Here is an 18,049-nt window from a genome sequence, read left to right as displayed (position 1 = left end):
CATGGCGCTCGGAATTTCCGGAAAAACCGCACAGGCTTTCCAGAACTCGGCCATCACCCCGCTGCTGGCCCTGCTCGGCCTGCTGCTGGGCTTCTTCGCCATCATGGTGACGCCGAAAGAAGAAGAACCGCAGATTGACGTTACTTTCGCCAACGTGTTTATCGGCTTTCCCGGTGCCAGTGCACGTGAAGTGGAGCAGCTGGTCGCCATTCCGGCCGAACAGGTGCTGTCTGAAATCAAAGGCGTGGACGATATTTTCTCCATCAGCCAGCCGGGTCAGGCCATTCTGACCGTGGCCTTTGAAGTCGGTATTCCACGCGAAGAAGCCATCCTCAACCTCTACAACCAGGTCTACAGCAATAACGACTGGTTCCCGCAAAATCTTGGTGTGATGCAACCGGTGATCAAACCCATGGGCATCGACGATGTGCCTATTATGGGCATTACCCTCTGGTCGGAATCCGCCGAAGTCACCGCATCGCAGCTCACCCAGGTGGCCCATGCGCTGGAAACCGAACTTAAGCGTATTCCCGGCACCCGTGATATTTACTCCATTGGTGGCCACAACAATGTGGTGAAAGTTGAGCTTGATCCGGCGCGTATGAACGGCCATGGCCTGGCCTTCGATGACGTGCGCAACGCCCTGCTCAGCGCCAATGCCGGTGGCTACCACCAGCCGCTGGTGCAGAATAATCAGGTGATCCAGATTCAGGCCGGCAGTTTCCTGAAAACCCGCGACGAGCTGGGCCAGCTGATCGTCGGCAAAGACCAGAGCGGTCTGGTGTATCTGGCCGACGTTGCCACCATTCAGCAGCAACCGGATACCCCGGAGCAGGCAGTCTTTACCCGTAAACTCGGGCAGGACAGCTCACGCCCTGCCGTTACCCTGGCCATTGCCAAGCAGCCGGGCATGAACGCCATTGATATCACTCAGGCGATTGAACAGCGCCTCGATGATCTGCATAACCGTCTGATTCCGGCCAACATCACCGCCGAAGTCACCCGCGATTACGGCATTACCGCCAAAGATAAATCCGACAAACTGATCACCAAACTGCTGTTTGCCACTGCGGCCGTGGTGGTGCTGGTACTGGCGACCATGAGCTGGCGCGAGGCTGTGATCGTCGGCGGTGCAATCTTTATTACCCTGGCAATCACCCTGTTTGCCAGCTGGGTGTGGGGCTTTACCCTCAACCGCGTATCGCTGTTCGCGCTGATCTTCTCCATTGGTATTCTGGTCGACGACGCCATCGTGGTGGTGGAAAACATCCACCGTCATCTGCATATGGGCGGCAAGAAATTGCTGGAAGTGATTCCGGTGGCCGTTGATGAAGTCGGTGGCCCGACCATTCTGGCGACCTTCACCGTCATCGCCGCGCTGATGCCAATGGCGTTTGTGTCCGGCCTGATGGGCCCTTATATGAGCCCGATTCCGATCAACGCTTCAACCGGTATGCTGATCTCTCTGGTGGTGGCTTTTGTCGTCACCCCATGGCTGTCTTACAAGCTGCTGCAGCGTCATATGCCGGACAGTGCTCACAGCAGTGATGAAGCCGATCCGAAACAGGGCAAGCTGTACGACGGCTTTAACCGTCTGATGCGTCCTTTCATCGAAGGGGCTGACGCCGGACGTAAACGCATCGTGCTGTTTGCCGGTGTGACCGCGCTGATTATGCTGGCGGTTGCCTTGCCGGTGTTCAAACTGGTGGTGCTGAAAATGCTGCCGTTTGATAACAAGTCTGAATTCCAGATCATCGTCGATATGCCCGAAGGCACACCGGTAGAACAAACCCTGCGCGTGCTGGAAGAGCTGTCCGACGAGCTGATGACCGTGCCGGAAATCAAAGACGTACAGCTTTACGCCGGCACCGCAGCCCCCATTAATTTCAACGGTCTGGTGCGCCAGTATTACCTGCGTGCTCTGCCGCATCAGGGCGATATTCAGGTCAATCTGGTCGATAAACACCAGCGTGAACGCCAGAGCCATGAGATTGCCCTGTCGGTGCGCGAGCCGCTGCAGGCGATCGGTAAAACACTGAACGCCAACGTTAAAATTGTTGAGGTTCCACCCGGTCCGCCGGTGATGGCACCGATTGTGGCGGAAGTGTACGGTCCGGATTATGAGCGCCAGATTGCGGCCGCCAAACAACTGCGCAGCCTGTTTGAAAACACACCGGACATCGTTGATACCGACGACTGGGTGGAAGCCGATCAGGAGCAATGGCTGCTGGAAATCGACCGTCAGCGCGCGGCCATGCTCGGCGTTGCCCAGAGCAGCATCGTGCAGGCGATCAATACCGCCTTAGGAGGCGAAGACGTCAGCTATCTGCATACCGGCAACAATAAATACCCGCTGCCGATCCGGCTGGAGCTGAATGAAGGCGATAAAGTCGATCTCAACCAGCTGCTGGTAATGAAAGTCCGCGCCGCCGATGGCCGCTTTATTGCCCTGTCTGATCTGGTACATGTGCGCAAAGGCGTCGCGGAGAAAACCATCTACCACAAAAACCTGCAGCCAGTGGTGTTTGTTACCGCCGATATGGCCGGTGAGCTCGACAGCCCGCTCTACGGTCTGTTCAGCATGGCCTTTGGCATGGCTGACGCCGGTATGAACTGGCAGCAGATGTACATTCAGCAACCGCCACTGACCGATGACATCAGTATGAAATGGGATGGCGAATGGCAGATTACCTATGAAACCTTCCGCGACATGGGTATCGCCTATGGTGTCGGCATGATCCTGATTTATCTGCTGGTTGTCGGTCAGTTCCGCTCATATCTGGTGCCGCTGATCATTATGGCGCCGATTCCGCTGACCATTATCGGCGTCATGCCCGGCCATGCACTGTTTGGCGCACAATTCACCGCCACCTCGATGATCGGCATGATCGCGCTGGCCGGTATCATCGTGCGCAACTCCATTCTGCTGGTCGATTTTATCAACCAGAAAACCGCCGAAGGTATGCGTTTTGAAGACGCGGTGATCGTCTCGGCGGCTGTGCGTTCACGGCCGATTGTACTGACCGCAGTGGCTGCCATGATCGGCGCGTTCTTTATTCTCGACGACCCGATCTTTAACGGTCTGGCGATCTCACTGATCTTCGGCATTCTGGTCTCTACCCTGCTGACGCTGGTGATTATCCCACTGCTGTACTTCGCGGCCTTCCGCAAAACCTTCAGCACCCGCACCTGAGTCGTCAGAGCGGTTGCTTATCTGAAACGGAAAAGCCTGCCTTGCGCAGGCTTTTTTATTGCCTGATAAGCCCAGTCGCCGGTATAACCTTCTGCTAAACTGACGTTATTCTTCCAGAAGCGCAGCGACACTCCAGATACTCAGGTCTTATTTCGGAATGATCATGGAAACCAGTACTCAAAGCCCGGAGAGAAAAACCATCGAAAACCGGCGGCACTCTATTTTATGGCGGGTCATCCTCTACTTCGCTGTCGCTTCCATTGCCTTATCCGTCTGCGTATCCGCCGCCATCGTGGTCTGGAATTACCAGCAACAGACTGAAGCATTCCAGCGCAAACTCGAAGACATCCGTGCCGGTTACTCTGAATCTCTGGGTTCCAGCCTGTGGTTTTATGACGAAATTCAGATCCGCAGCCAGGTAAAAGGCATCATGAACCTTGAGGCCATCAGCTATGTGCGGGTAACCGACAACCTGAATATGAACATTGAAGAAGGCCGGCGGCCACATCATAAAGATGTGGAAAAAATGCCGATTGCCTTCAATGGCAAAGACATCGGTTTTCTCGAAATCGCCTTTGACCGTGATGCAGTGTTTGCCCAGGCCTCCCGTGCGGCTATTTCTAATATGGTCGCTCAGCTGGTCAGCCTGCTGCTGCTCGCCAGTCTGCTTGGTTTCGTCGTTCACAGCCTGATTAACCGCCGTATCAGCCTGATGGCGGAAGAAGTTAATGAACGCCTGAACAGCAACAGCTTTGAGCCGCTGTCGACCCGCTCCGGCAATAACCTCGACGAAATTGACGTGCTGATCCGCGCCTTTAATGCTCTGTCAGAACAAATGAATGATGAGCTGCAGCAGAAAACCCTGGCACAGCAGCAACTGAAAACCATCAACCTCGAACTCGAAGACCGGGTCAAAGAACGCACCAACAACCTGCAGTGTACGGTTGATGAGCTGAACCAGACTCTGGCCGAACTGCACACCACACAAAGCAAGTTAATTGAATCTGAAAAACTGTCATCGCTGGGTGGAATGGTAGCGGGTATCGCCCATGAAATTAATACTCCGCTGGGCCTGTGCATTACCATTCACTCCTATATTTCAGATCATTATCTGAAAATGAAAAATGCCTTTGAACAGGGAGAAATGCGTAAGCAGGATTTTGTCGAATTTACCGGCATGATGGATGAAAGCCTGACCATTCTTGATAAAAACCTGCAGCGTGCCGCCCATCTGATTAAAAGCTTTAAGCAGGTATCCGAAGATCAGACCGGCGAGCATATCCGTAAATTTTCACTGCATGATTATCTGCACGAAATTCTCGAAACCCTGTCGCCGAAATTCAAACAGAATCAACATCAGGTGGAAATCGATTGTTCCGAACAGCTATGGATGCAGACCTATGCCGGCTCGATCAGCCAGGTGCTGACTAACTTAATTATGAACTCGCTGCTGCACGGTTTTGAGCATAAAAAAGACGGCCATATCCGCATTCAGGCAGCCGAAGAGCGTGGCAATATTGTTATCCGTTACTGCGATGATGGTATTGGCCTGAATGACGAAGCAAAAGCGAAAATCTTTGAGCCTTTCTACACCACCAAGCGTGGTCATGGTGGTACCGGTCTGGGTATGCATCTGGTCTACAACATCGTGCATCAGCGCTTAAAAGGCGATATTCAGATTGAAGACAGCGAACAAGGCGCTGCCTTCCGGCTGGTTATTCCGAAGGTAACGGAAGAGCACAGTACGCAGATATAAAGGTTCCTGTATAAACGTCCTTATAAAAGACATAAAAAGCCCGCATCAGCGGCACTACTATCCCGCCGTTTTTAATCAGCACCGTAGCTGACAAAAACAGCATTTTTTAACATAAAGGCCTGCTGCCTCCCAGGGGAACTTATCCCCTTGCCGGCGGGGCTTTATACCTGACCGCCATGGATGGCGGAAATGCATGTTTTGCAGGAGCAAAAACAGGCCCAGCTTCGCGCTTTCTGGGCCGTTACCCTTGAACCCTTGATATTTACTGGCCGCGCGCCTCATCGGGAGACTTCAGGCGTCCTGCCCTTCGCCCTACGGGCCAGCCTGCGGCTGTTCAATTTTGTTCCCGACAAATTGTCCATGGCCGGGCCGCTTTCGCATCTGACCGCCAGGGATGGCAGAAATGTCGGTTTGGCAGGAGCATTAACCGACCCTGCGGACAGACCAGAAATATCATCGGTTTCTGCGGCGGCCCCAGAGGCGCAGAAAACCATCACCGCGATTCCGCTTTTCAGATCAAACGTTTTCTTTTAAATATCATGTCTCAAACACGGCTTCCTTTGAAATGCGGCTGAGCGGATTAGTTAAACCGGCGATCGTGCGGCGCCAGACAACCAGATGATTCTGCGGCCTTCAGAGCAAAACCCTGCCCCGGAACGATACAAATTGCTGGTGTTTTAAAGTGTCGTTCCGGGGCGAATTGTTTTGCGTGCCGCACAATCATTGCCGTTGGCTGGATGAAGCCGGACGCGCCGAAAAGAGAGGATCGTAAGGAGATACCTCTCCTTACAGGGGGCCAGGGGCTTGCCCCGGAAAGGCGTTTCAGATTGAAAAACAGTGTCGATTAATACTGCAGTTTGGAGTGAAACTATGTCACTCCAAACTGTGAGACAGCAGTGCACATCAGCAGGCTTTTGATGGTTTTAAACCAGCCTGATATCAGGCCAGTTCATCCACCGCTACACGGTAATTCGGATCTTCGATCACGTTAACATCACACAGATTACCGGCTTTTTTCAGCATACTGCGACACTCTTCACTTAAATGACGCAGATGCAATTCTTTGCCCAGTGCCAGATAACGCTCGGCAATACTGTCGATGGCTTCCAGCGCCGAGTGGTCGGCAACACGGGAGCTACGGAATTCAATAATGACCACATCAGGGTCATTTTCCGGCTCAAATAATTCTTTGAAGTTTGCCACTGAGCCAAAGAATAACGGGCCAAATAATTCATATACTTTGGCACCATTTTCCTGAATACGGGTACGGGCGCTGATGTGTTTGGCATGTTCCCAGGCAAACACCAGAGCCGCGACAATCACACCCACCACGACGGCAATGGCAAGATCGGTCACCACGGTTACGGCAGACACCAGAATCAGTACAAAGGCATCGTGCTTCGGGACTTTGCGCAGTATGCGGAAGCTCGACCACTCGAAGGTGCCGATCACCACCATAAACATCACACCAATTAACGCCGCAATCGGAATCTGTTCAATCAGCGGGCTGGCAAACAGAATAAAGCTGAGCAGGAACAGCGCCGCAGCAATGCCGGATAAACGGCCACGGCCACCGGAGCTGACGTTAATCATGCTCTGGCCGATCATGGCGCAACCACCCATGCCACCAAAGAAACCGGTGACCACGTTGGCGGTTCCCTGCGCCACACATTCTTTATTGCCACGGCCACGGGTATTGGTCATTTCGTCGATAACGGTGACGGTCAGCAAGGATTCAATCAGACCAATAGCCGCAAAAATCACCGAATACGGCAGGATAAACCACAGGGTATCAAGGGTCATCGGCACCACAGGCACGGCGAATTCAGGTAATCCGCCGGCAATACTGGCCAGATCGCCCACGGTTTTGGTATCCAGCTGCAGACCCCAGGCGGCGAGGCTGACCACCAGAATACCGGCCAGGGCCGATGGAATCGCTTTGGTCATTTTCGGCAGATAATGGGTAATAAACATGGTTGCCAGAATCAGGCCCAGCATCAGATACAGTTCCGTTCCCTGCAGCCATACCCCTTCGGTCCAGCCCCACTTGCCTTCCGGTGTGAAGGATTGCAGCTGTGGTAACTGCGCCAGAAAGATCACCAGCGCCAGACCATTCACAAAGCCCAGCATCACCGGGTACGGCACGATACGGATAAATTTACCCAGTTTCAGCGCCCCGGCGGCGACCTGAATCACGCCCATCAGCACCACGGCAGCAAACAGATACTGCGGCCCCGAACCCGAGCCGAAATCACGCTCGGCCTCGGCCACCAGCGACACCATCACCACCGCCAGTGCACCGGTAGCACCGGAAATCATGCCCGGACGGCCACCGATTAATGCGGTAATCAGGCCCACCATAAAGGCTGCATACAGACCGGTCAGAGGATGAACACCCGCCACAAAAGCAAAAGCCACTGCTTCCGGTACCAGTGCCAGAGCAACGGTCAGGCCAGATAAGGTGTCATTTTTGATATTGGGGGAAAAGGTCTGCATAAACTCGCGCAGCAACAACATAATGCGGGTTTCTCCGGGCTGGGTTCAGAAAGCCGCGCACTATACCAGCCCATCAGGACATTTTCAGGTTTTCGCTTATTTTTTGTGCGTTTGCCGGGTTGGCTGTCTCCCTGACGGGGATTTCCGTCAGGGAGACCGCTGGCAAAGACTCAGGCTGCCGAAGCCGTGCTGTGTACCGGCTTGATCCCCAGTACCAGCAGGATTTTGTCCAGCAGCACATAGAGTGAAGGCAGTATCAGCAGACAGATAAAGGTGGTGAACAGAATACCGAAGCCCAGCGACACCGCCATCGGCGTAATAAACTGCGCCTGACGGGAGGTTTCAAACACCATCGGCGAAAGCCCGCCAAAGGTGGTGAGTGTGGTCAGCAGAATCGGCCGGAAACGGCGGACACCCGCTTCCCGGACGGCTTCCAGCGCACTCAGTCCGGCCTCCTGCCGACGGCGGTTAGCGTAGTCAATCAGAATCAGACTGTCGTTCACCACCACCCCGGCCAGCGCCACGATGCCCATCACCGACATAATCGACATGCTGTAACCGAGCAGCAAATGGCCAATAATCGCCCCTACAGCGCCGAAAGGAATCACCACCATAATCAGCAATGGCTGGCTGTAGCTGCGGAACGGAATCGCCAGCAGTACGTAAATCAGCAGCATGGCGAAAAAGCCGTATAACTGCAGCGAACTCATGCTCTCCTGGGTATCGGCCTGACGACCACGGAAATCAAAATCCAGCGTCGGGTATTTTGCCCGCAGATCAGCAAAGGCTTCTTCGCGCAACACTCCCATCACCGCCGGAATCTGCTCACGCGGCTCCACTTCGGCCGTCACCGTCACCACCTGACGGCCATCACGACGGGAGATGCTGGCCGGTGACAGCTCTTTATGCAGAATGGCGATATCTGCCAGCGGTACATACCCGCCCTGCGGAGTCAGAATCATCAGCCGCTCGATATCGGCACTGAACGCCCGCTCCTCCTGCGGCAGACGTACCAGCACGGTCACTTCATTACGTTCGCGCTGCTGGCGCAAAGCACGGGCACCATATAAGGCCGCGCGAATCTGCTGCGCCACCACATCGGCTTCCAGCCCCAGACTGCGCCCGCGCTCATTCAGCTCGATATCCCACTGCGGCTTACCGTTGGTAAAGCTGGATGCCACATCCTTAACGCCGCCAAGCTGCTGCATAAAGTCGCCCAGTTCAGCACTGGCGGTGGCCAGCAGTTCGGTATTACTGCCGCGCAGTTCAACGGTTAAACCGGCACCGCCGGACGGGCCGCCACCACGCTCGGCATCAAAGGTCAGACTGCGGATGCCCGGAATCTCACCAATGGCCGCACGCCAGCGTTTTACCACTTCGTTGGCCGATACCGGACGCACTTCGGTGTCCACCAGTTTGGCCTGAATCTCAATGGTGGCGTTTTCGATATCGCCTTCCACACTGACCAGCAGCGGTTTGCCCTGTGCTTCAATCGGATCAACCACTTCTTTCAGTCGCGCTTCGAGCAGGTCACGTACCTGCTGCATCTCGTGGAGTGGTGCATTCGGCGGCATTTCGACTTTGGCCACCGCAAACTCGCCTTCCAGGCGCGGGAACATACTGAAACCCATACGTCCGCTCATCGGCCAGGCCAGTACGATCAGGGCAATGGCCACCGCAATCGCCAGAGTCAGCCCCGGCGCGCGTAAACTGCCGTCCAGCACTGGCAGATAGCGTGTCTGAATAAAACGGTGCAGGCCTTTATCCACGCGTTGCTGCAAACGATCGAGCCAGTGCGGATCATGCTGTACATCACGCTTCTGCAGACGCCCAAGGTGCGCCGGTAAAATAAATAAGGCCTCAAGCCAGGAAATAATAAAACAGCTGATCACCACAATAGGGATGGCAATAAAGAGTTTGCCCATCATGCCCGGCAACGCCAGTAATGGCAGAAACGCCGCGACGTTGGTGAGAATGGCAAAGGCCAGCGGCATGGCGACTTCTCTGGCGCCGAAAATAGCGGCATCCATAAACGGCATGCCCTTCTGCATATGCTCGTAGATATTTTCGCCGGCAATAATGGCATCATCGACCACGATGCCCAGCGCGACGATAAAGGCGAACATGGAGATCATGTTGATCGACATATCCCAGCCCGGCAGCAGCAGCATGGCGCCCATAAAGGCGGTCGGGATACCCATGGTGACCCAGAAGGCCAGACGGTATTCGAGGAACAGACTGAGCAGCACCATCACCAGCACCAGCCCCACCACCGCGTTTTTCAGCAGCAGACCGACCCGTTGTTTATAGGTTTCGCCATCGTCGTCGGTGATGATCAGCGACATACCCGGTGGTAATTGCGGGCGGATGTCATCGAGTTTTTTGTACACCGCCTCCACCACGGTCAGCGGCGTCTGGCTTTCCGCACGATAAATTTTAAAACTCATCGACGTCTGGCCGTTGTAGGTAATTTCGCGGTTGCTGTCGCTGAAACCATCACGCACTTTGGCGACGTCACCAAGGCGTAACTGCACACCGGAAACATCACTGATCAGCGGAATCTGACGGAATTCTTCCGCCCAGTACAGGCGGTCATCGAGGGTAACCAGAATATCGCCGCCGTCGGTTTTTACACTGCCGGCACTCTGCTCAATGGCGTTATTACCGATAATGGCGGCTACATCGCTCAGCTTAAGGCCATAGCGCTGCAGATCGTTCTGGCTGATTTCAACGTGAATTTCTTCATCGTTGATACCGCGTAATTCCACCTTGGTAATGTCCGGCGATTCCAGCAGCTGGTCTTTAATCTGCTCGCCCAGACGCTTTAACCCAAACTGATCGAGCGGGCCGAATAACGCCAGCTCAATCACATCAATTGAACGGCTGGCGATTCTCACCAGCGGCCGCTCCATCTGCGCCGGGAACGTAGAAATACGGTTAACCGCCTGCTGAATATCCTGATAGGCCTGCTGGCGATCGACGCCGTTCTCCAGCTCGGCGCTGATCTGGGCCGAGCCCTGGGTCGCGGTAGAAACCACTTCTTTCAGACCATCAATACCCGCCAGCTCGTTTTCAATCGGCAGGATAACGCCCTGCTCCATTTCCGACGGTGTAGCTCCGGCATAACCAACCGAGACAATCACCATGTCGGCTTCGTAGCTGGGAATAAATTCTTTACGGATATTCAGCGACATTAAAAAGCCGCCAATAATCAGAAACGCCATCAGCAGGTTCGGCGCCACCCCATGGCGTGCCATCCACGCCACCGGTCCGGTATAACGCAGACTCATGGACGTGCTCCGTCAGCCTGTGGGCGTACTTCGTTCTGGATACGTACCGGCATGCCTTCGGTAGCACTGTCGATACGACTGAGCAGCAGCTGATCACCAGGCTGAAGACCGCTTTTCCCATCTTTGCTCTTATCACCCGCCGCGCTCAGCCAGGCCTGTTCCCGGCCACGGTACAGCACATTCACTTTGCGCTTATACAGTGCGTTGTTGTTGACGACCCACAGGGTGTCATCGTCATTCAGATGGCGAACATCAATGGTAACCGCACCATGCAATAAACGGCCGGGCAGCTGTACATCAATAAAATCATTCACCAGCACCAGCGGCTGCCCTTCCGCTAAGGGCTGATCCAGCTCCAGCACCACCTTCGCCTGACGGTCGCTGCTGTCGACATCCGGCAGCACATTAAGCACACGGGCGCTGCGGGTTTGCCCCTGCCAGCCACTCATGCTCAGCGTGGCGTCGGCGCTGCTGTCGAGCAGGCTCAGGAAGGCGCGTGGCACTTTGACCTCAATCCAGTAGCGTTCGGTACTGACCAGATCAAACAGCACCGTATTGCTGCTCACCTGACTGCCGGTGCTGACATGACGCGCCATAATCTGACCGGCAAACGGCATACGCACCTCGGTACGGGCCAGATTAAGCCGCGCCTGATTCAGGCTGGCCCGGGCCGTACTCAGTGCGGCTTTGGCTTTGGCCAGCTGTGGTTCACGCAGTACCAATGCGCGTTCTTCGGCGCTGAGTTTTTCGGCGGCCAGTGCATATTCTTCCCGTGCCAGAGCGGCCTGTCCCTGTTCAATATCGAGATCGGCCTGAGCCTGAGTCAGCGCCGCCAGACTCTGCTGCACCTGCAGTTCAAAATCGGTTTTTTCCAGCGTGGCCAGCAAACTGCCTTTGGCCAGATACGCACCCGGCAGCGCATCCTTACTGATGTCCGCCACCCGAGCACTGACCTGAGCGGTCAGGGTTACGCTGTCGGCCGCCATCACCTTGCCACCGGCGGGCCAGAATGGCCGGGCATCTTTGCTTTCCAGCGCGGTCACTTCCACCAGCCGTGGCTGAACTTCGGGTTTTACCCGCTGGGGTTTTGGCGCAGACATCAGGACGTACCAGGCCAAAGCCCCGCCTATCAATAAAACCAGCGCGACCAGCAGAGCATTGCCTGAAGCCGGACGACGATGACGGCGTGCACTCATCATGACGGTGTTTCCTCTTTACTGAAGTCGCCATGACTGACGGCTTTGTATAACTGAATACGGTTCTGCAGCTGGTTCCAGCGGGCATTTAACAACTGCTTCTCCAGACTGATCACATCCTGTTGGGCGTTTAACAGGGCCAGAAAATCCCCCACGCCTTTGCGATAGCGGTTGTTCTGGAAGGCTTCGGTTTTGCCGGCCAGTTCCAGCTGTCGCTCCAGGCTGACCACCAGCGCCTGACTCTGACGTTCGTCGGTCAGCGCCTGCTGTACTTCCTGCGCGGCGTCCAGCAATGTCTGCTGATACAACGCCAGATTCTCATCGACCGCGGCACGCTGCTGTGCAACTGCAGCACGGCGGTTGCCACCATCAATTAAGGGCAACACCAACCCACCGGCCAGATTCGTCAGCCAGTTATCAAATACTTTGCTCAGGTCTTCGTCACTGCCGCTGTAAGAGGCGCTGAGGGTAAAACGCGGGTAACGGTTAGCAACGGCCGCGGCAAGGCTGGCATTGGCACTTTGCAGCTTAAAGAAAGCCTGCTGCACATCGGGGCGTTGCTGTAAGGCACTGACCGGTACGGTTAACGGTGTGGTGTCGAGCTGCGGTAAGGATTGCGTCTGATAAGCGCGCAATTCGCTGTTTTCCAGCGCCGCCGCCGACAGCCATTCGCTGTGACCCATCCACACAGCCAGCTGCTGGCGGTAACTGTCACGCAGGCCCTCGGCACTGATCAGATCAGCATTGATGGATTCCAGTAATTGCTCCTGCTGCCAGACATCGGAAACCGCCGCCTGTCCGCGCTGAAAACGCCCGCGGATTACCTGCAACGCCGACTGCACCCGCGCCTGCTGCTGTTGCAGCAATGCCAGGTTCTGCCCTTCTTTAATCAGACCAAACCAGTTAAGGGCAATTTGCCCGGCAACGGTATTGGCCTGAGTAAGTGTTGCGGCATGGGTCGACAGCGCGGTTAAGCGGCCGGCCTCATCCAAAGCGGACACCCGTCCCCAAAAGTCGAGTTCATATTCAGTGGAAATGCCCGCCGACCATAAGTCACTGGTTGTGCTTTCACGCCAGCTGCGGGATTTACTCAGAGAGACGTTAACATCGGGATACTGGCCGCTGGCATTCTGCTGCCAGAGCGCACGGCTCTGAGCAAGACGGGCCCAGGCCGCCTGCAGGCTGTAATTCTGTTCCAGCCCCTGAGCAATAAACTGATCAAGCAGAGAGTCGTTGAAGGATTGCCACCAGCGATTGCTGCTGATGTTGTGCTGTTCATTACCGGCGTTATTATTCTGGCCGGTAAAGATATCCGGTAATGCTGTTTCGGGTGGTTCAACCGGTGTAACGCTGGCGCATCCGGCCAGTGCTAAAACCGCCAGCGCCGTAAAAACCGCTGACACAGCAGAACCACGCCACGGAACTCTGATGATAAAACGCAAAGAGACGTCTCCGCAGTAAAACGCGCTCCATAAAAGCGCACAGGATAAAAAGCGTAAGTGAAGAGTCGCATAATAGGCGCGCGGCGGAAAAGATGAAAATGGTGTTTACCCATCTTTACCCCTTCCGCCGCGCATTGGCAGTGCGTTAGCTGCCGTTCCCTGTACTGATTACTCAGTAAAAAATATTCAGACTGACTTCGATATAGTCATCCTGACGCAGGCTGTAAGCCAGCGTATCTTCCTGATCATCGGCCATAAACATCCAGCCATTCACTTTTAAGGTAGTGAAATCGGTCAGACGTGTGCTGGCTTCGAGCATCACCCCGCGGCTGCCACTGTAATCCAGATCCTGAGTAATACCGGCCAGAATTTCACTGGAGTCGGCATCGTTAAATGCCAGACGGGTAGCCGCAAACACATCGTTCTGTGCCATCGCCGCGTCGTTGCCGCGCTGGTCGTACTGGTATTCAAGCAGCAAGCCAACATCCAGCGCGCTGTCCCAGCGCTCAGCAAACGGCCCGACCAGGGTGTATTCAAAACCACCTACCGCGGCACTGTAATCCTTTATGCCGGCTACTCCCAGTGTCTTCAGGTCAGCGGCCACATGGTCATCAAAATCACGACGCAGAACTTCCAGCTTCCATAACCAGGCATCCACCGTTGCCTGGGCGGTGATACCCAACTGACGCTGCAGCGGATAATACGGTGTTAATCCGGTGATCTGCGGCCCACCACCAGTCAGGGTAATCTCCGGGGTCAGGAAAGGATCACGGGCGGTACCCTGAAACCAGGCCGCACTTAAATCCAGCGGTGCCTCCGCCACTTCAAACGAGCGGCTCCAGCGCAGCGCCCAGTCGACGTGTTCTTTTTCTTCCGCTGCCTGATAGGCGGCCTCGTCACTGACCAGCAAAGCAGAACGCAGGCGCCCTTTTTCGCCGGCAAAGGTACGTTCGCGAAAGCCCGGTAAAATAAAGGCTTCCAGCGTGCCGATTTCATGCAACCAGGTCGCATGCACCATTGGCTGGCCGAGTTTTTCTTCGCCGTCCGGCGCTTCCACCAGATCGGTCTGGTTAATAACATCGACCAGATGCTGCGACTCAGTTACGCCCCAAAACACTTTGCCGATACCGGCACGCACTTCCCAGCTGGAGCCGTAGGTCAGCCACATCAGCTCACGGATATCACCATGACTGCGCTCATCATCGGCACTGTCATAACGATAAAAAGGCTTAAAGGTCAGGCGCTGGGTATCGCCCCACTCCCACACCAGCTCAGGCTCTGCCCAGACTGACAGCACGCTGTCTTCCTGTTGCGGAAATTGCGCTTCCTGCAAAAACTGGCGCCCTTCAACGGCGCCCTGCAGGGCCAGGTCGGGCATAAGCCCGGCGCTGGCACTGGTACTGGCATTTACACTCAGCGCAATCAGGGCGCTGCTCTGTAACGTGATGGTTATCAGCCGTTTCATACGATGTGCGCCCTCCTGTTCAGCGTACGCGGGAAAGCGTGGCATCGTTAAAGTCGGCATCCGTCAGGCCGGTATCAAAACGCAGCTCGGCGGTATTCAGCACGGTGCTTTTACCGTTCTGATGATTCACCATGGTCAGTACATCGGCGCGCCAGAATTTATCTTTATACAGTTTATAACCAGAGAAATTCAGGGTTTTCAGCAGGCTCTTTTTACGGTCATAAAACTCAACCTGTTGTGCACGCAGGTGTTCGGTATCCAGCCAGACAATCTGCTTGGTATAACCGGAATATTCATCTGCCGGAATCTGCTCAATCACATGGCAGACCACACCGTTCAGCGTTTCTTCACGCAGGTAGGTAAAGCTGTATTTTTCCAGTTCAAACGAACTCATATCTTCGTACGCAAATTCACTGCCCATAAACGGACCGGATTTATTGCGTGAAGCAATACGTTTAACGCGCTTTAACGCCGGCAGGTACAGCCACTGTTCATCCGGTTTGCCGGTGTGCGAGAAATTCAGAAACGCAGTACCTTTCACATCACGCGGCTCATCAAAAATGGTCAGGCCTTTATCACCGTCATCCACCACTTCGAGCGATTTAAGGCGCATTTCACGCACACTTTCTTCACCCTGAGAATTACGCAGGGTCATTGTCATGCGCGCTTCACTGTCGCCCCAGCCCAGGTCACGTTGTTTGCGCTCTTTGGCAATGGCCAGACCTTTCGCGGCCGCATCGGCAGCAGGTTGTGCCGCATCAGCCTGCGCAACCAGCGGGCTGGCCAGTGTAAAGGCCGTAATAAGGCTCAGAAAAATCTTCATAATGTTTCTCCTGTAAGAGTCGGTGCAGAATGAGCTTCCGGTTTCAGTTCTTGTTGTTCTGTGTGGCAGTGTGCCTGATTATTTTTATCAAGGCGCAATAAAAAGGCCGGCAGGAAGAAGAAGTCGACCAACAAGGCAATAAAAATAATCAGCGCTGTGGCCAGCCCCATATCGGAATTCAGGCGGAACGCCGAAAACGCCAGCATAGAGAATCCGGCCACCAGCACCACGGTAGTAATCAGCAAGGCACGGCCAACACTGGAAAAGGCGTAGCGTACCGCGGCCTCTGCGTCTTTACCGTCATCACGGGCACGTTTGTATTTGGCGAGGAAATGCACGGTATCATCAACGATAATCCCCAGTGTCATCGAGGCCACAATCGACAGCCCCAGATTAATCTCACCGGAAATCAGTCCCCAGATACCAAAGCCCACCAGCGCCGGGCCAAGGTTCGGAATCAGACTGATCGCTCCCAGACGCAGCGAGCGTAATGCCACCACCAGCAGTGCCGAAATTAGGATCAATGCCGCAATCATGCTGATGATCATGCTGTCCATATTGGTTTCGCCAATATGCGAGAACATCAGTCCCGGACTGGCCGCCGCCAGACGGATACCGGCTGCGTTTTCCGCAAACCAGGCACGGGCACGGTCTTCCAGCGCGACAATTTCTTTACTGCCCAGATTTTTCAGGGTCGAGGTCAGGCGGGTCGAGGATTTATCCACGTTCAGCTGATTATTCAGATCCAGCCCGTAAGGCAACGACATTTCGTACAGCAGCAGATATTGCGCCGCCAGCTCACGATCCTGTGGGATACGGTAATAGCTTTCGTCATCACCGTGCATATTTTTATTCAGGCGTTTAAAAGTGTCCGACAGTGTTGTCACATGATCCACTTCCGGCTGCTGGCGTAACCATTCTGCAAAAGCCTCGGTCTTAGCGATAAAAGCCGGATCATTCACGCCCTGAGCTTCATCAGAGTACAAGCCCCAGTCGATGGTCTGGGTGCCCGAAAGATACGCTTCCTGAGTATCCACCGAGTCACGGAAGTCAGTGCCTTTGGCAAAATATTTGGTGGCCTCATCGTTCACCACATTCAGCGTGACCAGCGAGCCGAAAATCAGCATCAGCAGTGCCGTAACCGGCAGCAGCGTGCGCTGATGGCGCACTACCCAGCCACCGAATTTTTCCATCCCGCCATGATGCTCAGGCGATACTTTTACCTGCACAGGCAAAATCAGCAGCAATACCGGTAACAGGGTGACTGCCAGAGCAAACGCCACCATCACACCAATGGCGCTGAGAATACCGAAATCGGCCAGTACCGGAGACTCAGAAAGCACCAGCGTCAGGAAACCCACTGCAGTGGTTGCACTGGTAATAAAGACCGGCATTAAATTCAGATCGAGGGCAAAACGAATGGCTTCGCTGCGTGAACGTCCTTCACGCATCGCAAATTGTGCCGAGGCAATTAAATGTACGCAGTCAGCCACCGCCAGCGTCATCACCACAATCGGCACGTTAATGGTACCGGTCGACAGGAAAAAGCCGAGCCATCCCCCCAGCCCCATGGTTACACTGATGGTCAGCACCAGTACGACCACAGTAGCCAGCATCGCCAGCACACTGCGCAGCATAACGGCCAGCATTAAGACAATAAGACCCAGCATGGCCGGCACCAGAGTCGCCATATCTTTCTGGCCTTCGGTGGCAAAGCTGTAATTCATCGGAATAACACCGGTGTGATAGAACGCTGCTTGCGGATAACGGCTGCTCAGTTCGGTCGTCATCGCCTTAACAAAATCCACCACTTCAATCACTTCAGCGGTGTTATCGTTGGTTTCGGTAGCATCCGGAATCTGCACCGTGATATTAACGATCGCCGCACGGCCATCCGCCGCCACCAGGCCGCCATTCAGGTTCGGCTCATTAATGGCAATATTGCGGATACGCTGTAACTCAGCGGGGGTTAAACCCTGTGGATTCTGCACCAGATCCTCAACGATCATATCGTCGTATTCGGACCAGGTATGCTGAAAATTCACCACCGAATCGACACGGCTGGAAAATGGCGTCTGCCAGGCCTGTTCCGTCAGCTCTGCTAATAACGTGAGGTTTTCGTTGGTAAATACATCGCCGTTCTGCGGTACGACCAATACCGAAATATTGTCGTTTTTATTAAAGATGCGCTGCATCTCCTCAAAGTCCTGCAGCGGCCCATAATCCTGTGAAAAGAAGACTTTATAATCACCGCGGAAATACAGATTTTTACCTCCGTATGACGCTGCAAAAGCCAGTGCCAGCAGTAACAGCAGCAACAGCCACGGATACCGCAGAATTGTATTTACCCAAAGTGTTTTCATACTCGTTCCCTGTAGTGCTGTTATT

The 18,049-nt window shown here is 54.6% G+C and carries 10 protein-coding genes; 3 read left to right on the top strand and 7 right to left on the bottom strand.

Annotated elements, in window-relative coordinates; translation table 11 throughout:
• The first annotated feature begins 1 nt into the window (after position 1).
• From HUF19_RS07270 to HUF19_RS07260, 3 genes are all read left to right on the top strand, one after another.
• A complete protein-coding gene (locus HUF19_RS07270; RefSeq protein ID WP_260999159.1) occupies positions 2 to 3,193 on the top strand; it encodes an efflux RND transporter permease subunit in 3,192 nt (1,063 codons plus the stop codon).
• Between the two features lie 163 nt (positions 3,194 to 3,356).
• Positions 3,357 to 4,949 (top strand): sensor histidine kinase, encoded by a 1,593-nt coding sequence (locus tag HUF19_RS07265; protein ID WP_260999158.1) that lies wholly within the window; start codon positions 3,357 to 3,359, stop codon positions 4,947 to 4,949.
• Positions 4,950 to 5,138: 189 nt separating this feature from the next.
• A complete protein-coding gene (locus HUF19_RS07260) occupies positions 5,139 to 5,483 on the top strand; it encodes a hypothetical protein (protein WP_260999157.1) in 345 nt (114 codons plus the stop codon).
• 405 nt (positions 5,484 to 5,888) lie between these two features.
• Here the strand turns inward: HUF19_RS07260 and HUF19_RS07255 are convergent, their stop codons facing one another.
• From HUF19_RS07255 to HUF19_RS07225, 7 genes are all read right to left on the bottom strand, one after another.
• The gene (locus HUF19_RS07255) at positions 5,889 to 7,466 is read right to left on the bottom strand and encodes a SulP family inorganic anion transporter (RefSeq protein WP_260999156.1); all 1,578 of its coding nucleotides are present in this window, start codon (positions 7,464 to 7,466) and stop codon (positions 5,889 to 5,891) included.
• A gap of 149 nt (positions 7,467 to 7,615) precedes the next feature.
• Positions 7,616 to 10,735 carry an efflux RND transporter permease subunit gene (locus HUF19_RS07250; protein WP_260999155.1) on the bottom strand — a complete coding sequence of 1,040 codons (3,120 nt, stop codon included), beginning with the start codon at positions 10,733 to 10,735 and terminating at the stop codon, positions 7,616 to 7,618.
• Complete coding sequence (locus tag HUF19_RS07245; protein WP_260999154.1) at positions 10,732 to 11,934, bottom strand: efflux RND transporter periplasmic adaptor subunit; 1,203 nt, start codon at positions 11,932 to 11,934, stop codon at positions 10,732 to 10,734. The genes HUF19_RS07250 and HUF19_RS07245 overlap by 4 nt, the downstream gene beginning before the upstream one ends.
• Positions 11,931 to 13,334: an efflux transporter outer membrane subunit gene (locus HUF19_RS07240; RefSeq protein WP_260999153.1), complete on the bottom strand. Its 1,404-nt coding sequence runs from the start codon at positions 13,332 to 13,334 to the stop codon at positions 11,931 to 11,933. The genes HUF19_RS07245 and HUF19_RS07240 overlap by 4 nt, the downstream gene beginning before the upstream one ends.
• Before the next feature lie 211 nt (positions 13,335 to 13,545).
• Positions 13,546 to 14,838 carry a hypothetical protein gene (locus HUF19_RS07235; protein WP_260999152.1) on the bottom strand — a complete coding sequence of 431 codons (1,293 nt, stop codon included), beginning with the start codon at positions 14,836 to 14,838 and terminating at the stop codon, positions 13,546 to 13,548.
• Between the two features lie 19 nt (positions 14,839 to 14,857).
• Positions 14,858 to 15,661 (bottom strand): outer membrane lipoprotein-sorting protein, encoded by an 804-nt coding sequence (locus tag HUF19_RS07230; protein WP_260999151.1) that lies wholly within the window; start codon positions 15,659 to 15,661, stop codon positions 14,858 to 14,860.
• The gene (locus tag HUF19_RS07225) at positions 15,658 to 18,024 is read right to left on the bottom strand and encodes an efflux RND transporter permease subunit (RefSeq protein WP_260999150.1); all 2,367 of its coding nucleotides are present in this window, start codon (positions 18,022 to 18,024) and stop codon (positions 15,658 to 15,660) included. Before HUF19_RS07225 ends, HUF19_RS07230 begins: the two co-directional genes overlap by 4 nt.
• Positions 18,025 to 18,049: the final 25 nt, after the last annotated feature.

The sequence above is a fragment of the Thalassolituus hydrocarboniclasticus genome (assembly GCF_025345565.1).
Lineage (GTDB): Bacteria > Pseudomonadota > Gammaproteobacteria > Pseudomonadales > Oceanobacteraceae > Venatoribacter > Venatoribacter hydrocarboniclasticus.
Note: the sequence above shows the minus strand (reverse complement) of the source record. Positions and strands in the feature narration are given on the sequence as shown.

What these genes read in the sequence shown, in the direction of transcription:
- HUF19_RS07270 (WP_260999159.1), top strand. Translation starts at nt 2, where the DNA reads ATGGCGCTCGGAATTTCCGGAAAAACCGCACAGGCTTTCCAGAACTCG.
- HUF19_RS07265 (WP_260999158.1), top strand. Translation starts at nt 3,357, where the DNA reads ATGGAAACCAGTACTCAAAGCCCGGAGAGAAAAACCATCGAAAACCGG.
- HUF19_RS07260 (WP_260999157.1), top strand. Translation starts at nt 5,139, where the DNA reads ATGCATGTTTTGCAGGAGCAAAAACAGGCCCAGCTTCGCGCTTTCTGG.
- HUF19_RS07255 (WP_260999156.1), bottom strand. Translation starts at nt 7,466, where the DNA reads ATGTTGTTGCTGCGCGAGTTTATGCAGACCTTTTCCCCCAATATCAAA.
- HUF19_RS07250 (WP_260999155.1), bottom strand. Translation starts at nt 10,735, where the DNA reads ATGAGTCTGCGTTATACCGGACCGGTGGCGTGGATGGCACGCCATGGG.
- HUF19_RS07245 (WP_260999154.1), bottom strand. Translation starts at nt 11,934, where the DNA reads ATGATGAGTGCACGCCGTCATCGTCGTCCGGCTTCAGGCAATGCTCTG.
- HUF19_RS07235 (WP_260999152.1), bottom strand. Translation starts at nt 14,838, where the DNA reads ATGAAACGGCTGATAACCATCACGTTACAGAGCAGCGCCCTGATTGCG.
- HUF19_RS07230 (WP_260999151.1), bottom strand. Translation starts at nt 15,661, where the DNA reads ATGAAGATTTTTCTGAGCCTTATTACGGCCTTTACACTGGCCAGCCCG.
- HUF19_RS07225 (WP_260999150.1), bottom strand. Translation starts at nt 18,024, where the DNA reads ATGAAAACACTTTGGGTAAATACAATTCTGCGGTATCCGTGGCTGTTG.